Source organism: Nocardioides sp. (assembly GCF_041600255.1).
GTDB lineage: Bacteria > Actinomycetota > Actinomycetes > Propionibacteriales > Nocardioidaceae > Nocardioides.
Window position 1 is genome coordinate 1 of the sequence record NZ_JBFIKK010000068.1, and the last position, 18,246, is coordinate 18,246.

General features: G+C 73.5%; 13 protein-coding genes. 6 read left to right on the forward strand and 7 right to left on the reverse strand.

Annotated elements, in window-relative coordinates; translation table 11 throughout:
* Nucleotides 1-46 precede the first annotated feature (46 nt).
* A complete protein-coding gene (locus tag ABZE72_RS09695) occupies nt 47-1,105 on the forward strand; it encodes a DUF4349 domain-containing protein (RefSeq protein ID WP_372728820.1) in 1,059 nt (352 codons plus the stop codon).
* Between the two features lie 4 nt (nt 1,106-1,109).
* On the opposite strand, the gene ABZE72_RS09700 is transcribed toward ABZE72_RS09695, so the two are convergent.
* The gene (locus ABZE72_RS09700) at nt 1,110-1,415 is read right to left on the reverse strand and encodes a helix-turn-helix transcriptional regulator (RefSeq protein ID WP_372728821.1); all 306 of its coding nucleotides are present in this window, start codon (nt 1,413-1,415) and stop codon (nt 1,110-1,112) included.
* A 94-nt stretch (nt 1,416-1,509) separates the two neighbouring features.
* Between ABZE72_RS09700 and ABZE72_RS09705 the strand changes: the two genes are divergently transcribed.
* Together ABZE72_RS09705 and ABZE72_RS09710 are read left to right on the forward strand one after the other, a co-directional pair.
* On the forward strand, nt 1,510-5,478 hold the full coding sequence (locus ABZE72_RS09705; protein ID WP_372728822.1) for a putative inorganic carbon transporter subunit DabA: 3,969 nt from the start codon (nt 1,510-1,512) through the stop codon (nt 5,476-5,478).
* A gap of 53 nt (nt 5,479-5,531) precedes the next feature.
* Complete coding sequence (locus ABZE72_RS09710) at nt 5,532-6,356, forward strand: DUF6671 family protein (RefSeq protein WP_372728823.1); 825 nt, start codon at nt 5,532-5,534, stop codon at nt 6,354-6,356.
* Nucleotides 6,357-6,366: 10 nt separating this feature from the next.
* On the opposite strand, the gene hemE is transcribed toward ABZE72_RS09710, so the two are convergent.
* Nucleotides 6,367-7,404: a uroporphyrinogen decarboxylase gene (gene hemE, locus ABZE72_RS09715; RefSeq protein ID WP_372728824.1), complete on the reverse strand. Its 1,038-nt coding sequence runs from the start codon at nt 7,402-7,404 to the stop codon at nt 6,367-6,369.
* 70 nt (nt 7,405-7,474) lie between these two features.
* Between hemE and ABZE72_RS09720 the strand changes: the two genes are divergently transcribed.
* Nucleotides 7,475-8,113, forward strand: coding sequence for a DUF3000 domain-containing protein (locus ABZE72_RS09720; RefSeq protein ID WP_372728825.1), 639 nt, complete (start codon nt 7,475-7,477; stop codon nt 8,111-8,113).
* A 5-nt stretch (nt 8,114-8,118) separates the two neighbouring features.
* Nucleotides 8,119-9,453, forward strand: coding sequence for a ribonuclease D (locus tag ABZE72_RS09725; protein ID WP_372728826.1), 1,335 nt, complete (start codon nt 8,119-8,121; stop codon nt 9,451-9,453).
* A 48-nt stretch (nt 9,454-9,501) separates the two neighbouring features.
* On the opposite strand, the gene ABZE72_RS09730 is transcribed toward ABZE72_RS09725, so the two are convergent.
* The gene (locus ABZE72_RS09730) at nt 9,502-10,842 is read right to left on the reverse strand and encodes an ABC transporter substrate-binding protein (RefSeq protein ID WP_372728827.1); all 1,341 of its coding nucleotides are present in this window, start codon (nt 10,840-10,842) and stop codon (nt 9,502-9,504) included.
* Nucleotides 10,843-11,045: 203 nt separating this feature from the next.
* Here ABZE72_RS09730 and ABZE72_RS09735 point away from each other — a divergent pair, with 203 nt between their 5' ends.
* On the forward strand, nt 11,046-11,834 hold the full coding sequence (locus ABZE72_RS09735) for a hypothetical protein (protein ID WP_372728828.1): 789 nt from the start codon (nt 11,046-11,048) through the stop codon (nt 11,832-11,834).
* Between the two features lie 32 nt (nt 11,835-11,866).
* Here the strand turns inward: ABZE72_RS09735 and ABZE72_RS09740 are convergent, their stop codons facing one another.
* The 4 genes from ABZE72_RS09740 to ABZE72_RS09755 form a co-directional block, all read right to left on the reverse strand.
* Nucleotides 11,867-12,739, reverse strand: coding sequence for an aldo/keto reductase (locus ABZE72_RS09740; protein WP_372728829.1), 873 nt, complete (start codon nt 12,737-12,739; stop codon nt 11,867-11,869).
* 135 nt (nt 12,740-12,874) lie between these two features.
* A complete protein-coding gene (locus ABZE72_RS09745) occupies nt 12,875-13,471 on the reverse strand; it encodes a hypothetical protein (RefSeq protein WP_372728830.1) in 597 nt (198 codons plus the stop codon).
* 10 nt (nt 13,472-13,481) lie between these two features.
* Nucleotides 13,482-17,477, reverse strand: coding sequence for an ATP-dependent RNA helicase HrpA (gene hrpA / locus ABZE72_RS09750; protein WP_372728831.1), 3,996 nt, complete (start codon nt 17,475-17,477; stop codon nt 13,482-13,484).
* Between the two features lie 72 nt (nt 17,478-17,549).
* A complete protein-coding gene (locus tag ABZE72_RS09755) occupies nt 17,550-17,993 on the reverse strand; it encodes a pyridoxamine 5'-phosphate oxidase family protein (protein ID WP_372728832.1) in 444 nt (147 codons plus the stop codon).
* Nucleotides 17,994-18,246 lie beyond the last annotated feature (253 nt).

The following is an 18,246-nucleotide window of genomic DNA, read 5'->3' on the forward strand; positions in this document are numbered from 1 at the left end:
CCCCCCCGGCCGGGAACCCGCACAGCACCCCCGGCGTCCCACCTGCATGAGCCAGCCCCGCAAGCACCACCGCCCAGCCCTGGTGTGGGCCGCCCCTGCTGTCCTCGCCCTCGTGCTCACCTCAGCCGGCTGCTCCGGCTCCGACGTCTCCACGATGAGCGGCGACCGGAGCAGTGCGGGCGAGATCGCACCGGGCGCCCCGCCGGACTCGGGTGCGGCGCTCGACGGCTTCGCGTTCGACGCCAGCGCCGAGGGGGGCAGCGCCGAGGAGGGCGGCTCCACCAGCGGCTCCACCAACTACGCCACCGGCGGCTCCAGCAAGGCCGCCCGCGGTGAGCTCTCCGACGTGGCCCGACAGGCGGTGATCTCGAAGGGCACGGTCTCGCTGCGCGCCGACGACGTGGCGAAGGCCCGGTTCGACGTGCAGAAGGTCGTCGACGAGTTCGGCGGCGAGGTGTCCGACGAGGCCACCACCACCGACGAGGACGGCGTCGTCAACACCTCGCGGATGGTGCTGCGGATTCCCAGCGGCGAGTTCGGCGACGCCCTCCAGGAGCTCGAGCAGGTCGCCGATCTCGAGTCCTCCAAGCGGACCAGCGAGGACGTCACGACCCAGGTGATCGACGTCGAGGTGCGGCTCAAGGTGCAGCGGGCCAGCATCCAGCGGATCCAGGCCCTGCTCGCCCGAGCCGACGACATCGGCGACATCGTCGCGATCGAGAACCAGCTGACCCAGCGCCAGGCCGAGCTGAACTCGCTCGAGCAGCAGCAGGCCTACCTCGCCGACCAGACCTCGCTCTCCACGATCATCGTGCACCTCGAGCGCACCGATGCGTCCGCGACGGAGCCGACGGACGAGAAGGGGTTCGTCGCCGGCCTGAGGTCGGGCTGGGACGGGCTGACCGCCTTCGCGACAGCGGTCGCGACGACGGCCGGGCTGCTCCTGCCGTTCACGGTCCTGCTGATGCTGCTGGCGGCCCTCGCCTGGCCGCTGCTGCGGCCCGCCGTACGACGCCTGCGCGCCCGGCAGCCGAGCGCCCCACCCGCGGCCCCGACCGCACCCGCACCCGCGGCCCCGACCGCACCCACCACCGCGAGCGACTGAACGCCTACTCCCGGGACGCCTCGGCGTTGTCGAAGATGTCGAGCAGGGCTCGGATCGGCATGTCCGACTCGGCCGGGTGCCGGAAGTGCCGGTCCGGGTGCAGGCGGTACTCGTTGCGCCGACCGACCTTCTCCTTGGTCACGTAGCCCGCCTCCTCGAGGTCGGCCAGGATCAGCTGCGCCGAACGCTCGGTGATCCCGACCGAGAGGGCGAGGTCCCGGATGCGCGCCCTCGGATCACGACTCAGCGCCACCAGCACGTGGCCGTGGTTGGTGAGGAAGGTCCATGATCTCGTCGGGGGGCTGGGCATGAGGGCAGGATAGGCGGCCCGGCCCCGTCGATGAGACGACACTCACACACGCGCATGGCATTACACGAATCATATTTCGTGTAACTTCATGCGCATGACCTCTGCCCTCCACTGCGTTCGCACCCTGGCCGCCGGCCTCGTCCTCGTCGGGCTCGCGGGTGCCGTCGCCCTCGCCCAGGGCGTCACGCCCACCACCGGCCTGCCTGTCGCGGGCACCACGTACGGCTTCCGGCTCGACGTGGTCTCCGTCGTCCTCCTCCTGCTGATCGGCTCACTCGGCTGGCTGGTGATGACCTACGCCCGCACCAACCTGCGCGGCCAACCCCGCCTGGTCCGCTTCGAGCTGCTCGCCTGCGCCGCCCTGCTGAGCCTGGCCGCGATGGTCAGTGGCGCCAGCCTCCCGGTCATCGCGGCAGGCTGGACGCTGAGCGGCCTCGCCGTCGCCGGCCTGGTCTCCCACCCCGGCACCGCCGGCGCCCGCGCCGCCGCCCGCAGGATGCGCCGCACCCTCCTGGTCGGCGACCTCGCCCTGTGGGCGGCCGTCGGCATCGCTGCGGTCAGCTGGCCGAGCCTGGACCGCGCCGACCTCGCCGGCCTGCCGGGAAGTGCCGGCACCACGGCGGTCGCCCTGCTGCTGGTGGTCGCGGCGGTCGTCCGCTCCGGCCTGGCTCCGGCCCACCGCTGGCTGGCCGACACGGCCGAGGCCCCCTCGCCGGTCTCCGCCCTGCTGCACGCCGGCGTGGTCAACGGCGCCGGCATCCTGGCCCTGCTCCTGTGGCCGGTCCTGCGCGCCGCGCCCGCCGCCCTGCTGCTCCTGCTGGTCGCCGGCCTCGCCTCCGTCGCCGTGGGCGCACTGGCGGCCCGGGTCCGACCGGACGTCAAGGGCCGGCTCGCCTGCTCCACCACGAGTCAGATGGGCTACATGTCGGTGCAGCTGGCCCTCGGCCTGCCCGCTGCCGCCCTGCTGCACCTGGTCGGTCACGGCGCCTACAAGTCCTGGCTCTTCCTGCGCGCCGGTGACGCCGTGGCCCGCACGCGCGGCTCGTGGCTCGCCACCAACCTCACCCCCGGCCACACCCCCGGCCACGCCGCCGCACCCCGACGGTCCGTCGTCACCACCGTGGGCGCCGTCGCGGTGCTGACCGCACTCGCCGCGCCCGCGGCGTACGTCCTCCTGCACACCACCGGGCCGGCCGGACTGGTCCCGCTCGCCCTTGCCCTGCTCGTGGCCGGCCTGGCCGGTTGGGAGGCCGGCCTGCTGGCCCGGGTCGACACCCTGCCGCGGAGGGTCGCGACCCTGGCCGCCGGCGGTGCGGCAGCGGCGTACGTCTGGCTGCTCGTCGGGTGGGAGCACCTGCTCACGGGCCTCGGCGCGGCCACCGCCGTGTGGTCCACCGGCACGGCCGCCCTGCTGGTCGCGATCGTTGTGGCCACGGCTCTGGCCACGGCCGCCGCAGCCGGACGACTGCACCTGACCACCGTCTCGTCGCTGGCCACCCTGCTCACCCGCACCACTGTCCGCCCGCTGGGTCGGCGTCGGAGCGCAGCCTGGCCCGCCGCGGAGACCGTCTCCGAGCTGCCCACCGAGCACGTGGGTACGGCGGTCGCCGCCGCCGGCCTGCTCGTCGGGCCGGCCTGGCCGCTGCGTGAGTCGGTGGCCGCCAACCCGCTGGCCGACCTGGAGATGCTGCCGGTCGAGGACGCCCTGGCGCTCGCCTCGCGGACCTACGGCACTCCCCTGCGGCTCACGCTCCACGCCCACCACCGCAACCTCTCCGGGGGCACGCTCTCCCGCTCCCACCTGGCGCGGGCCCTGCGCGAGGCCGCGCACCAGTCCCCGGAGGACACGCTGGTCACGGCCTCGGTGACCGAGTTCCTCGCCACCAGCGCCACCCTCGCCGCCCTCGAGGAGGACCACACGCCGGCCTCGTCGCTCACCGGCCGCGCACCCCGGCTCTGCGAGCTCGCCGCGACGGACGGGCTCACCCGACTGGTGGACGACCACATCGGCCTCTGGACCGCTCGCGCCTGGGCCCACGCCCAGGACGACGCCACCGGCCCCTGGCAGCTGTGGCGTGCCGCCGCCGCCCACCCGAGCTACGACCGCGCGACGGGAGTGCGGGGCATCTCCGCCCAGGTGCGCACCCTCCCCGAGGAGCCCGAGCAGGCGCTGGTCGCTCTCCTCGCCCGTGCCGGGGTTCCCGCCTCGGACGTGGTGCGCCAGCTGACCGCGCACCTGGTCGCGGCACCCGGCTGGGCCGCGCACGCACGCTGGCGGGCCCGCCGCCAGGGCGACCACGGTCCGGTCGTCGAGCTGCTCGCTCTCCGCGTGGCCCTCGACGTCCTGCTCACGGGCGCCGCGACCGACGGCGCACCCGTGCCGGCGGCGCCGGTCCCGCCCGCCCCGCAGGAGAGCACCACGGAGGTGGCCCTGGTCGAGCGCTGCGCCGGCATCTGGCAGCGCGCTCTCGAGCTCGCCGCCCACGACGCGCTCGTCCAGCAGCTCGCTGAGCGCAGCGCCCCGGCCCAGCCGAGCGCGACCGGGAAGGCGCGCCCCCTGTCGGACTCGCTGTGGTGCATCGACGTCCGCTCCGAGCGGGTTCGCCGCCACCTCGAGCACCAGGGCGCGCACCGCACCCACGGGTACGCCGGGTTCTTCGGCGCCGTCGTCCGGTTCCTCGACGCCGACGCCAACTCCTACGACCAGTGCCCGGCACTCGTCCGCTCCGGCACCACCGTCCGGGAGGAGGGCGGGCAGCTCGGCCTGCGTCGCACCTTGCACCGGACGATGACGGCTCCGGCCCGCTCGCCCCTGGGCGCGCTGGTCGTCGCCGAGGGGGCCGGCAGCCTGGCCGGGCTGCTCGCGCTGGCCGGCAGCACCGTCCCCGCCCGGCTGCGCCGGCGTACCGGGGCCTGGACCGGGCTCCGACCGCACCAGCGTTCGGCGCCGCTCCGGCTGGCCAGTGCGGCCGAGCTGGCCGAGCGGGTCGGCCTGGCCGAAGGCGCCCTGCGCGCCGTCGGCCTACTGGACGACTTCGCCCCGGTCCTGCTGGTGGTCGGACACGGCTCCACGGTGACCAACAACGCCCACGCCAGCGGGTACGACTGCGGTGCCTGCGGCGGCAACGACGGCACGGTCAACGCCCACCTGCTGGCCGACGCCCTCAACGACCCCGAGGTCCGGCGCACCCTGGCCGAGCGCGGCATCGTCCTTCCCGACGACACGGTGGCGGTGGCGGGCGTGCACGACACCACCCTCGACGTGGTCCGGCTGGCCGCCCCCGACGCGACCGGCCTGCCCGCCACCACCGCGGCCGCCCTCGCCGAGATCGAGGAGCACCTGGCCGTGGCCGGACGGCGTACGGCCACGGAGCGGGTTGCGACCCTGCCCGGGCGTTCGCCGCGGCGCAGCGCCACGGCCGAGGTCGCGCACCGCGCGGCCGACTGGTCCCAGCCGACCCCCGAGTGGGGGCTGGCCGGGAACGCGGCCCTCGTGGTCGGACCGCGGTCGCTCACCCAGGACCTGGATCTGGGCGGGCGGGTGTTCCTGCACTCCTACGAGCGCGAGCAGGACACCGACCACCAGATCCTGACGACGATCCTGACCGCACCGGTGGTGGTCACCCAGTGGATCAGCGCCTCCTACCGCTTCGCGACGGTGGCTCCGGAGCTCTTCGGGGCAGGCGACAAGACGACCCACAACGTGATCGGGGACGTCGGCGTGATCAGCGGTGCCAGCGGTGACCTGCGGATCGGCCTGCCCTGGCAGTCGCTGCACGAGCGGATGCCGGCCCCCGGGCCGCACGCCGAGTCGCCGGCCCTGCACGACCCGGTGCGCCACCTGGTCGTGCTCGCCGCCGACCGGACGGCGACGGCACGGATCGTCACGGAGCACCAGGTGCTGCACCAGTTGGTCGGCAACGGTTGGATCGACCTGGTGGTCGTGGACACCGAGGGCGCCCACCGCCTCGACCGTCACCTGGCCTGGCAGCCCTGGAACATCCTGGCGGCGAGCGGCGTCGCCCGGGCGTCGCACCCGCGGTCGAGTGCGGCGGCCCACTGATGGCGCGCCGATCCGGGGGGGACCACGGACATCCGTGGCACTCCCTGACGGCGGTGCTCACCACCCGGCACGGGAAGGCCTACGCGATCGCCCGGGCGCTGCGCCCGGGTCTGGGTCTGGAGGTGGTCACGCACCCGGGAGACACCGACGCCCTGGGCACGTTCAGCGGCGAGGTCGAGCGGCAGCTCGGGCCGCAGGAGACCGCGCTCGCCAAGGCGCGGCTGGGCGCGGCCGCGGGCGGCCACCGACTCCTGCTGGCCTCCGAGGGCTCGTTCGGCCCGCACCCCGAGGTGCCGTTCGTGACCGTCGACCAGGAGCTGGTCGTGCTCCTCGATCGCGAGACCGGCCACACCGTGACCGGTCACGCGACCTCCCTGGCCACCACCACGTTCAGCACGGTGGTGGCGCCCGACGCGGACCTGGACGACGTCCTGGCTCGCGCGGACGCTCCGCGGCACCGGCTCGTCGTACGCCCCGAGGGCGCGCGGGCCACGGCCGGCACGGTGCACAAGGGGATCGTCGGCCGCAGCGCCCTGGCCCGTGCGGTGGCGATCGCCGCCGAGCACTCGCCGTCGGGGGCCGCCCGGGTTGAGACCGACCTGCGCGCCCACGTCTGCCCCTCCCGGCGCGAGGTGATCGCGCGCGCAGCCGAGGACCTGGCGGCCCGAGCGGCGCGACTCTGCCCGGGCTGCGGCATTCCCGGCTGGGGCCCGCAGCGGACGGTGCGCGGAGCACCCTGTCGCGCCTGCGGTACGGCGACCTCGTCGGTCGATCACGTGGTGTGGGCCTGCGGCGCCTGCCCCCACGAGGCGATCAGCACCGAGGCCCGCCCGGCGGGCGGGGCCGAGCCGGCCAGCTGCCCGCGCTGCAACCCCTGAGCGGGACCCGTCAGACCGGGTGGGACTGCACGAACTCCGTGAGCCGCTTGAGCTGGTCGGGATCGGTCGAGGGGATGACGCCGTGGCCGAGGTTGAAGATGTGCCCCTTGGCGGCCTTGCCGGCCTCGATCACCTCGGCGGCGCGGGCGGTCATCACGTCGGTCGGCGCGAACACCAGCGTCGGGTCGAGGTTGCCCTGGACGACCCGGCCACCCACGAGCGGGATCGCGTGGGCGAGCGGGGTGCGCCAGTCCACGCCGACCACGTCGGCGCCGGCGTCGCCCATCAGCGAGAGCAGGTTGCTGGTACCGACCCCGAAGTGGATCCGGGGCACCCCGAGAGCACCGGCCCGCTCCAGCACCCGCGCCGAGTGCGGCATCACGAAGTCGGCGTAGTCGGCCGGGGTCAGGGCGCCCGCCCAGGAGTCGAAGAGCTGGACGGCACTGGCACCGGCCGCCACCTGCACCTCGAGGTACGTCGCAGCGATCGCCCCGATCTTGCGCATCAGGGCGTCCCAGACGTCGGGTGCGCCGAACATCATCGCCTTGGTCTTCGCGTGCTCCTTCGACGGCCCGCCCTCGACGAGGTACGACGCGACGGTGAACGGCGCCCCGGCGAACCCGATCAACGGGGTGCCGCCGAGCTCGCTCACCAGCGACGTCACGGCCGCGGTGATGAACCCGACGTGCTCGGCGGTCAGGTCGGGGATCGCCTCGACGTCGGCCAGGGTCCGGACCGGGTTGGCCACCACCGGGCCGATCCCCGGCTTGATGTCGAGGTCGACACCGACCGCCTTGAGCGGCAGCACGATGTCGGAGAAGAAGATGGCCGCGTCGACGCCGTAGCGCCGGACGGGCTGGAGGGTGATCTCGGTGACGAGGTCGGGGTCCATGCAGGACTCGAGCATCCCGATGCCCTCACGGATCTTGAGGTACTCGGGGAGTGAGCGGCCTGCCTGGCGCATGAACCACACCGGGGTGTGAGGCACGGATTCGCCGCGCGCGGCCCGGAGGAAGGCGCTGTCGTGGAGGTCGGCTCGAGCAGTCACATGACGAAGCCTCGCAGGTCAGTCGGCGTGTTCGCACATCGACAGCTGACGATCGACCTACTGTGAACCCATGGTCGTCCGTCAGGAGACGCACCCCGGATCGGGTGCGGCCGCGAGTCCCCCGGAGTTCCGGGAGGCCGTGGCGACCATGCGCGCCGCCCGGCTGCGTCCGGAGATCTTCTGCGAGGAGATGCCGGCGCCGCAGCGGATCGCGCCGTACTCGGCGGCACTGTCGGCCGACGTCACCGTCGACGACACCGATGTCGGGACCGGTCGGATCATCCTGCTGCACGACCCGGCCGGCAACGACGCCTGGAACGGCACCTTCCGGTGCGTGGCCTACGCCCGGGCCGACATCGACCTCGACCTGATCACCGACCCGATGCTCGCCGACGTCGGTTGGTCCTGGCTGACCGAGGCGCTCGACGCCCACGGCGCGTCGTACGGCGCGGAGTCGGGCACGGTCACCCGCGTGGCCACCGAGAGCTTCGGCAGCATGTCGGACGAGCACGGCACCGCCCAGATCGAGATCCGGGCGTCCTGGACGCCTCGACCGACCGGCGACCCGATGTCCCCGGTCGCCCTCGACCTCGCGCCCCACATCGAGGCCTGGGGGGAGCTGCTGTGCACCGCGGTCGGCCTGCCGCCGGTCCCCGAGGGCGTGAGCGTCATCCCGAGCCGTCGAGGCCAGCGGGGCGTGGGTCGCTGACCACCATGGCCCCTGACCCCAGCGTCACCCCTCCCGCCGACGAGTCCGCACCCGACGAGGGGGCCGCTGCGTCACCCGAGCCCCCGCCGATGCTGCACCTGCGCGACGGGCTGCCCACGATCGTGGACACCCCGGAGAGCCTGGAGCGTGCCTGCGCCGACCTGGCCGCGGGCACGGGCCCGGTCGCCATCGACGCGGAGCGGGCCTCCGGCTACCGCTACTCCTCCCGCGCCTACCTGATCCAGCTCCGCCGGGCCGGCTCCACGACCTGGCTGGTCGACCCGATCGGCTTCGAGAGCCTGGCCCCGTTGCAGGCGGTCCTCGACGGCAGCGAGTGGATCCTGCACGCCGCCACCCAGGACCTGCCCTGCCTGGCCGAGGTCGGCCTGCGGCCCAGCGCCCTGTTCGACACCGAACTCGCCGGACGACTGCTCGGCTATCCCCGGGTCGGGCTGGCCACCCTGGTGGAGACGCTGCTCGGGTTCCGTCTCGCCAAGGAGCACTCGGCGGTCGACTGGTCCACGCGCCCGCTGCCGGCGCCCTGGTTGGAGTACGCCGCCCTCGACGTCGAGGTGCTGGTCGAGTTGCGCGAGGTGTTGGCCGCCGAGCTCGTCGAGACCGGCAAGGACGCCTGGGCCCAGCAGGAGTTCGACCACCTGCGCACCTTCGAGGCGCCCACCCGCCAGGAGGCGTGGCGGCGTACCTCCGGGCTGCACCGTGTCCGGGGTCGTCGCGGGCTGGCGGCGGTCAAGGCGATGTGGGAGATGCGTGACCAGATCGCCGAGCAGCGCGACGTGACCCCGGGCCGGATCGTGCCGGACGCAGCACTCGTCGCGGCCGCCCAGGCGATGCCCACGACCAGGGAGGCCCTGCTGGGCACCAAGGGCTTCCACGGCCGCGGCGCCGAGCGGTACGCCGGGCGCTGGCTCGCCGCGCTCGACGAGGCTCGTCAGCTGCCGGAGGAGGACCTGCCGGCCCGCTCGCCGCGCGGGGACGGTCCGCCGCTGCCGCGCGCCTGGGCGGAGAAGGACCCGGTGGCCGCCAAGCGGCTGCTGCTGGCCCGCGAGTCGATGGCACGGGTGGCGCAGGAGAACAACCTGCCCGTCGAGAACGTGCTCACCCCCGACTACCTGCGCCGCACCCTGTGGAGCCCGCCGGCCACGCGGGACCCGGGCGCCCTGCTGGACGCGGTGGTGGACGCCCTGATGGCCCTCGGTGCCCGCAGCTGGCAGATCGGGCTGGCTGCCCCGGTCGTGGCCCAGGCCATCCTCGGCGCCGACGCCGACCCGTCACTGGAGACCGACGCCGGCTCGGGCTCCGACGCGAGCACACCGGACTGACGGGCGTCTGAGTTCGGGCGTCTGAAGTCGGGCGTCAGGAGTCCGGCGTCAGGAGTCGGGCGTCGACTCCGGATCGGCCGGGATCAGCACGCGCTGCGAGATCCGGTCGATCTGCTCGGTCAGCGCGTCGAGGTCCAGCACCGGCACGCTCACCAGCCGGCGCAGGGCACCGGCCACGGCGTCCTCCAGTTCGTCCCACGCAAAGATCAGCGGCGGCGTCTCCATCGAGCGCACGCTCGCGTTGAACACCCGGGAGTGCTGCGGCTGACGACCCGGCTGCAGGAAGTCGTCCGACAGCGCCACCTCGAGGTTGGCCGGCGCCAGGTAGCCGACCCGGGTCACCGTCGAGACCGCGGGGGCCGAGGTCGCGTGCACCAGGAAGTCGGCGGCGCGGGAGATGTCCGCGCTCCCGGACGAGAGGCACAGGCCGGTGATGTCCCCGATGGTGGCCGGGCTCTCCAGACTCGGCATGGGCATGACGTCCCAGTTCAGGCCCTGGACCTGGCGCAGCTCGGGGACCAGCCCGCGGAAGCCCGCGATCATCCCGACCCGACCCCGCTCGAACCACTCCTGAGGCGTGGCCCGGGCCAGCTGGCGGTCGGTCAGGTTCACGTGCGGGTCGCGCAGCAGCTCGAGGGTGCGCTCCAGGGCGGCGCGGCTGTCGTCCTCGGAGAAGGCCAGCGACGTGGGCTCCGCCTCGGAGTCGAAGAGCGTGCCGTCGCCGGAGTACACGAAGGGGGCCAGTCCCCGCAGCGTCGGCTCGATGTAGAGCCCACGGGTGCCCTTGGCCGGCCGGGTGGCGAAGCGGGCAGCGGCGGCGAACTGGTCGAAGCTCCACCGCACGTCGGAGCCGTCCACCAGCTCCGGGGCGTTCAGGCCGCGGGCGCGCATCCGCTCGAAGTCGACGAGGTCCCGGTTGTAGTAGATGACCATCGGGGAGATGCCGTAGGGCATGCACTGCAGGCGGTTGTCGACGCTGAAGGCCTCCATCCCGTCCCGGGAGTAGCCGTCGCCGAAGTCGACCCCCCGAGCGTCGAGGAGGTCGTCCACCGGACGTAGCAGGCGCTCCTCCCGGAGCTGGGCGAGGTCGCGCCGTGACGCCATGAAGACGTCCGGGACCTCGGCGCCGAGCTCCACCTCGGCCATCAGGCCGGCCCGGTCCGGCCACGAGCGCAACGAGATCTCGGAGCCGACGGCCGCGGCGTTGTACTGGTCGACGACCGACTGGACCGCCTCGATCTCCTCGGGCGGGCCGAAGACACCGAAGGTCAGCACGCTCGGCTTCGCGGAGGTCGGGGACGTCGGGGAGGGGTCGGGGGTCGGGGAACGCTCGGCCTGGCACCCGGTGGCGGTCAGAACCAGTGACAGGAGTCCGACACCCAGCAGCACGCGCAGACGCACCCTGTCCCGGGGCACAGCAGGCCCACCGATGCTCGACGTTGCGTTGCTTCGCGCTCGCACGCAATCCCCTTTCGCACCGCTGCGCGACCCCATGTCACGGCACTCACGACGGCGGCCACCCTACCGACTGGGCGACTCGAACCGCGCATGTCCTGCGCGATGCGGACACCGAACGCCCCTACGATGCAGGCGTGCCTCGGGTAATGCTCTTCCCCCTCATCGCCCTCGCGCTCACCCTCAGCAGCTGTGGTGGCGCCGACCAGCGACCCGTCACCGACCTCGCCGGACCGCCACCGCGCGTGGAGAAGGACACCGAGCAGCGCTCGACGTCCCCGCGTCCCTCCGCCAAGCCGAACCCGACCGCGACCTCGACCACGAAGCCGCGTTCGCGTTCGCGGTCGAACCGCGGCAAGACCGCTCCCCTGTTGCCGCTGCAACGCCGCACGGTCGGCACCCACCTGCTCGCCGCCAAGCGGATGCCGGCGCTCGGCATGGACGCGACCTGGCAGGTCCTCTCCGACGGGCCGGAGGGCAGTCAGAGCGTCGGCGAGTGCCAGAAGACCTCACTGGAGTCGCTCGGCGCCGTCACGGCCGTACGACGTACCTACTCCGCCAGCGTCGAGCGCACCCACGTCGCGGACGCCACCCAGGTGGTGGCCCGCTTCGGGGACGACAAGTCGGCCTGGCGTGCCCACCAGGTCCTGCGATCGTGGCGCCAGGACTGCGAGGACCGACTCGAGTACGCCCGCAAGGACGTCGGGCCGCTGCGCGCGGTCTCGGTGCGCAAGGGCACCGGCGAGAACTACCGGATGGCCTACGGCCCGAAGTCCCGCAAGCGGCACCGGATCGCCGCCTTCGGCATCATGCGCGACGGTCGGCACGTGTCGATCGTCGAGGTGACCTTCGAGCCCGGCCACCGCTCACAGCGTCGCGACCCCTCCCGGGTCGCCGTACGCCGGATCGCCCGCACCTTCGGCTGACCCGACCGCGGACTGACCCGACCGCGGACTGCTCAGCCGCGGTCGAGCCGGGCCAGCTCGTCGTCGTCCAGCACCAGCTCGAGCGCCCCCAGCGAGTCCTGGATCGAGGCGGGTCGGCTCGCCCCGGGGATCGGGATGACGTGCTCGCCCAGGGCCAGCAGCCAGGCCAGCGCCACCTGCTGCGGGCTGACCCCACGCGTCGCCGCGATCGCCGCGAAGGCGGCGTGGGACTCACCCAGCCCGGCGGCCGCGGTCATCCCGCCGAGGGGGCTCCAGGGCAGGAAGGCGAGCCCGAGTCGGCCGCAGAGCTCGAGCTCGCCGAGGCTGGAGCGGAAGGCAGGGCTGAGCTGGTTCTGCACACTGACCAGCGCCTCGCCCAGCACGGACTGCGCCTCGACGATCTGCTCCGCGTTCGCGTTCGAGATGCCGACCCGGCGGACCAGACCGGCGTCGTACAGCTCACGGAAGGCGCCCATGGTCTCGGCGTACGGCACCGTCGGGTCGGGACGGTGGTGCTGCAGGAGGTCGATGGCCTCGACGCCCAGCCGCCGCAGCGACCCCTCCGCCGCTCGCCGGATCCAGCTCGGGCGGCCGTCGACCGGCCAGGCGCTGCCGTCGCGACGGATCCCCGCCTTGGTGGCGACCAGCACCTGCTCGGAGCGGGAGCGCAGCGCCTCGGCGACGATCTCCTCGTTGTGCCCCAGGCCGCCGTCGCGGGGGTGGCCGTCCGGTCCGTAGCAGTCGGCGGTGTCGATCAACGTGACCCCGCCGTCCAGCGCCGCGTGCACCGTGGCGATCGCTCGGTCGCGCGGTGGCAGCTCGCCGTCGCGCCCGGGTCGCGACAGCGGCATCCCGCCGAGTCCGAGGGGGTGGACGGGGACGTCTCCGAGCATGCGTGTCTTCACGGAGGTGGACGCTACCGAGTGGGGAAAGTGGTGCACGCCGGACCGGGAGCGCCTCACGGCGCGTGGCCGCTCGTAGCGGCTTATTGTGGGACCCGGGGCTGCCGCGGTCCGGCGTGCGTGGACCAGTGTAGGCCGCTACACCAGCCCGTGGTCCAACTCGGCGTGAGCCGCGCTCTCGAGTTGTTCGGCCAGCACCAGCATCCGCCGCACCTGCGCCTCCGAGGGGCCGGCGAGCGTGGCCCGTCCCGTCGCCACCACCCGCGCGAAGGCCGCCGCCCGGAAGAGGACGTCGGCGAAGTCACTCCCGGCGATCCCGCGCAGCACCTCGTCGACCATCGCACGCAGCTCGTCGGGCCCCGGCGGATCGGCGACGCCCGCGACCACCCGGGCGACCTGGGCGTGCGCCCGGCCGGCCTCGTACTCGGCAGCCACGGTGGCGGGGTCGGCGTACACCCAGGAGCGGAGCAGGAAGAGCCGCCACAGGCAGCCGGCCAGCGAGTCCGCCGGGGAGCCGGACCAGACCTCGGCGATCGCCTCGATCCCCTCGGTGTCGGCCAGGTGCAGCAGGCGCTCGGCGACCTCGGCGTCGTCGGTCTCGCAGGCGCCGCGCACCAGCAGGCTCGCGGCCCGGTCGGCAGCCTCGCTGACCTCCGCGGGGTCGCTGCCGCCGACGACGGTCTCGAAGAAGGAGGACCCCCGTTGCATCGGGCGGTGGTGCTGTCGGTCGCTCACCTCGTCAAGGCTACGTCGCGCCCTGCAGCGCCTTGCGCAGGCGCTGGTCGCTGACCGGGTACGCCGTGCCCAGCTGCTGGGCCCACAACGAGACCCGGAACTCCTCCAGCATCCACCGCACCTGACGCAACGCCTGACCCGGCGGGCGACCCTTCGGCAGCGCGGCCACCTGGTGCAGCCAGGCCTCCTGCGGGCCGACCACCTGGTCCATCAGCGCCCGGTCCTTGTTCACCGAGGCGGTGCCGCCGGTGGCGAGCTTCTGGTGGCGCAGCTCGAGCGCGGAGAGGTAGACCGGGTAGCGGCGCAGCTGCCCGGCGCCGGCGTCGCCGACGAACCCGCGCGGCACCAGCCGGGCGAGTTGGGCCTTCATGTCGGTCAGCGCCGGCAGCATCGCCATGTCGGCGCGCCCGGTCAGCAGCCGGTCGACCCGCCGCCAGCCCTCGAGCACCCGGATCACGTCGGCCAGCACGGCCTGCACCCGGGCCTCCTGGTCGGCGGCCGTGGCCCGCAGCGCCTCGAAGGCCGCCTCGTCGCGCACGGCAGGCCCGGCGTCCACGAGGTCCTGCAGCACCGCCGCGCGGCAGTCCTCGAGCAGGTCGGACACCGAGGCGTACGGCGACGCGGCCAGCGTCAGCTTCTGCGCGTTGTCCAGGCGCGCCAGCACGGCCTTGACCGGCGAGGCGGTGGTGAGCAGGAGCAGTCGTCGTACGCCGAGGCGGTGGTGGGCCTCCTGCTCGGCCTCGGAGCCGAAGACCCGCAGGCCCACGCTGGCGCCCTCGTCGACCAGGCCGGGGTGGCCGCGCACCTCGTGCCCGGCGCGCTTCTGGGTGAAGGACCCCTCGATGGTCCCGAAGGTCCAGCTGGTCTCCCCGTTGCGAGCGATCCCGCTGTCGGAGGCCACCTCGGCCATCGCCTTCGCGAACGTCGGGCGCAGCGGCTCCTTCAACGCCTCCAGGTCCTTGCCCCGGGCCTGCTCGCGGCCCTGGTCGTCGAGGACCCGGTACGTCGGGCGCAGGTGCTCGGCGACCTTGGACCAGTCCCAGGCCTCCCGGGGTACGACGACCCCGGTGCTGGCCCGGAGGTACCGCTCCAGCGCGTCCAGCAGCGGCTCCTCCCCCGCCGGCACGGCGGCCAGGAAATCCCGGGCGGTGTTCGGCGCGGGCACGAAGTTCACCCTCAGGTTCTTCGGCAGGCTGCGGATCAGGCTGGTGACCAGCTCCTCGCGCAGCCCCGGCACGTTCCAGGAGAAGTCGTCGGCGACCACCCGGTTCAGCGTCGCCAGCGGCACGTCGATGGTCAGCCCGTCCTCGGCGGCTCCGGGCTCGAAGTGGTAGCTGATCGGGAAGGTCAGCCCCTCGGCGCCCGGGGCCTGCCAGGCCTCGGGGTAGTCGGCCTCGCGGATCGCCTCCGCGTGGTCGTGGGTGAGCATCTCGGGGTCGAAGGTGAGCAGGTCCGGCTGCTCGCGCCGGGTCTTCTTCCACCACTGGTCGAAGTGCGCGCCGCTGACCACCTCGGCGCCGACCCGGGCGTCGTAGAAGTCGAAGAGGGTGTGCTCGTCCACCACGATGCCGCGCCGTCGGGCCCGGTGCTCGAGCTCCTCGGCCTCCTCGAGCAGGGCCAGGTTGGTGGCGTAGAAGGTGTGCCGGGTCGACCACTCGCCGTACACGAGGGCGTGCCGGATGAAGAGCTCGCGCGCCAGCGGCGGGTCGATCGAGCCGTAGTTGACCGGCCGGTCCGCGACCAGCGGGACGCCGTACAGGGTGACCCGCTCGACGGCCATCACGGCCGCCCGCTTCTTGGACCAGTGCGGCTCGGAGTAGGTGCGCTTGACCAGGTCCTTGCCCAGTCGCTCGGCCCACTCGGGCTTGATCGCCGCGTTCTGCCGCGCCCACAGCCGACTGGTCTCGACGAGCTCGCCGGCCATCAGGAACTGGGGGTTCTTCCGGGCCAGGCCGGAGCCGGGGAAGATCGCGAACCGGGAGCCGCGGGCGCCCAGGTACTCCCGCGGGCCGCGGCGTCCGCTGCCGGAGCTGGTCGCCACCTCCTGGAGCAGGCCGATGTGCGAGAGCAGCCCGGAGAGCAGGGCCTGGTGGATGCCGTCGGCGTCGGGCAGGTCGGCTGGGTGGCCGAGGTCGATCTTCATCTCCTTGCAGACCTGACGGAGCTGGGACTCGAAGTCCTGCCACTCCCGGACCCGCAGGTAGTTGAGGAACTCCTTCTTGCACATCCGGCGGAAGGCGCTGCTGCTGAGCTCCTTCTGCTGCTCCTTGAGGTGACGCCAGAGGTTGAGCCAGGTCAGGAAGTCGCTGCCCTCGGCCTTGAACCGGGCGTGCAGCTGGTCGGCCTGTGCCTGCAGCTCGGCCGGCCGCTCGCGGGGGTCCTGCAGCGAGAGCGCGGCCACGATCACCAGCACCTCGCGGACGCAGCCGAACCGCTCCGCCTCCAGGATCATCCGACCCAGGCGGGGGTCGATCGGGAGTCGGGCGAGGCGGCGGCCGACCTGGGTGAGCTGGGGGCCGCTCGACGCGCGGCCACGACGCGACCGGCGGCCCGTGCCGGCGGAAGGAGGGGGCTCCGTAGGCCGTGGTTGGGGCTGGCCCCCTCGGAGCGACGAAGGAGCGGAGAGGGTGGTAGGCCGCGGAGCCCCCTCCTCCCGCCGGGACGGGCCGCCGGGTGCCTCCTCGGGCCGGATCGCGCCGAGCTCGGTGAGCAACTGGAGGCCGTCGGTGATCGTGCGCTTGTCGGGCGGCTCGACGAACGGGAAGCGTGCCACCTCACCCAGGCCCAGTGACGTCATCTGCAGGATCACCGAGGCGAGGTTGGTGCGCAGGATCTCGGGGTCGGTGAACTCGGGGCGGGCCTCGAAGTCCTCCTCGGAGTAGAGACGTACGGCGATGCCGGCCTCGACCCGGCCGCAGCGACCGGAGCGCTGGTTGGCCGAGGCCTGGCTGATCGGCTCGATCGGCAGCCGCTGCACCTTCGTGCGGGCCGAGTAGCGGCTGATCCGGGCGACGCCGGTGTCAACGACGTACCGGATGCCGGGCACGGTCAGCGAGGTCTCGGCGACGTTCGTGGCCAGCACCACCCGGCGGCCGGTGTGCGGGCTGAAGACCTTGTGCTGTTCGGCGGCGGAGAGCCGAGAGTAGAGCGGGACGACCTCGAGCGGGTTGCGCAGGTTCAGGTCGCGCAGCACGTCGGCGGTGTCGCGGATCTCCCGCTCGCCGGGCAGGAAGACCAGGATGTCGCCGGGCCCCTCGGCGGAGAGCTCCTTGACGGCGTCGACGATCGCCTCGGTCTGGTCGCGAACGACCGCCTCGCCCTCCTCGTCGGCCTCGGGCAGCTCGACGAGTGGGCGGTAGCGGATCTCGACGGGGAAGGTGCGCCCGGAGACCTCGATGATCGGGGCGGGCGTGCCGTCGCGGTCGGCGAAGTGCTCGGCGAACCGCTCGGGGTCGATGGTCGCCGAGGTGATGATCAGCTTGAGGTCGGGCCGCTTGGGCAGCAGCCGACGCAGGTAGCCGAGCAGGAAGTCGATGTTGAGGCTGCGCTCGTGGGCCTCGTCGATGATGATCGTGTCGTACCTGGTGAGCTGGCGGTCGCGCTGCAGCTCGGCCAGCAGGATGCCGTCGGTCATCAGCTTGACCCGGCTGGCCTTCGAGGTGCGGTCGGTGAACCGGACCTGGTAGCCGATCAGGTCGCCCAGCTCGGTCTTCAGCTCGGACGCGATCCGCTCGGCCACCGAGCGGGCGGCGATTCGACGGGGTTGGGTGTGCCCGATCAGCCCGCCGCCTCTGCCGGGGCGCCCGCGGCCGAGCTCGAGGCAGATCTTGGGGATCTGGGTGGTCTTCCCGGAGCCGGTCTCGCCGGCGATGATCACGACCTGGTGGTCACGGATCGCGGCGGCGATGTCCTCGCGCCGCTGGGTGACCGGCAGCTCGGCGGGATAGGTGATCAGGACGTCGGGTCCGGCCTCGGCCGTCGCGGGGGTGGGTTCGGGGCCGGACATGATGCGCCCATTGTGCCTACCGGCTGCGGGTGGGCGCACCCGAGATGGTGTGGGCGGGTGGTGTGGGGAGGGTCAGTAGCCGCGCCCGCGGCCGCTGACCACGGGGTGCGGCCAGTGCGGGCCGCCGACCCGGCGTCCGGTGAGCTCGGTGAGGGGCACGCGCAACCAGATCGGTCGCTCGCCCCCGGCCCACGGCACCGGACCGACGTCGCGCTCGCGTCCATCTCCGTTGCGGTGGTCCTCGGCGGGTCCGCAGGTGCCGTGGACCAGCACGCTCCAGCCGCGGTGGCGCTCGGTGTCGAGGTGGTCGAACTCGACGACGATCCGTGCGCCGGGGCCGTACGTCGCCAGCTCGCTGGTGGGGCTGGTGCGGATCTCGATCGCGTCGTCGCGCAGCACGTAGTTGACCGGGACGATCCGCGGGCCGTGGGGTGTCACGAAGCCGACGCGGCCGACGGTGTCGGTGGTGAGCAGGTCCCGGCACTCGGCCGCAGTCAGTTCAACGAGGGTGTCCACGTCTCGATCTTGGCGCCGGCGCAGGCGCGGGGACAGGGTCCGTGGACCCGGGCGGGAGGGGCGACGGTCACACGAGGGTCGGGGTGAGTCGACCGAGTCGTGGTTGCAGTCGCGCCGGCCCAGTCGCGCGCGAAACCTGGGTTCCCATGCCCACCCCGCGCTTCCCATGCTCTGCACACCATGGGAACCGCAGGTTCGGCTGCATACCGTGATGAACCCACACGATCAGCGCCCGAACAGGCGCACGGAACGC

Excerpts from the sequence above, each read along its gene's own strand:
- ABZE72_RS09695 (WP_372728820.1), top strand. The coding sequence starts at position 47 with ATGAGCCAGCCCCGCAAGCACCACCGCCCAGCCCTGGTGTGGGCCGCC.
- ABZE72_RS09700 (WP_372728821.1), bottom strand. The coding sequence starts at position 1,415 with ATGCCCAGCCCCCCGACGAGATCATGGACCTTCCTCACCAACCACGGC.
- ABZE72_RS09705 (WP_372728822.1), top strand. The coding sequence starts at position 1,510 with ATGACCTCTGCCCTCCACTGCGTTCGCACCCTGGCCGCCGGCCTCGTC.
- ABZE72_RS09720 (WP_372728825.1), top strand. The coding sequence starts at position 7,475 with ATGGTCGTCCGTCAGGAGACGCACCCCGGATCGGGTGCGGCCGCGAGT.
- ABZE72_RS09725 (WP_372728826.1), top strand. The coding sequence starts at position 8,119 with ATGGCCCCTGACCCCAGCGTCACCCCTCCCGCCGACGAGTCCGCACCC.
- hrpA (WP_372728831.1), bottom strand. The coding sequence starts at position 17,477 with ATGTCCGGCCCCGAACCCACCCCCGCGACGGCCGAGGCCGGACCCGAC.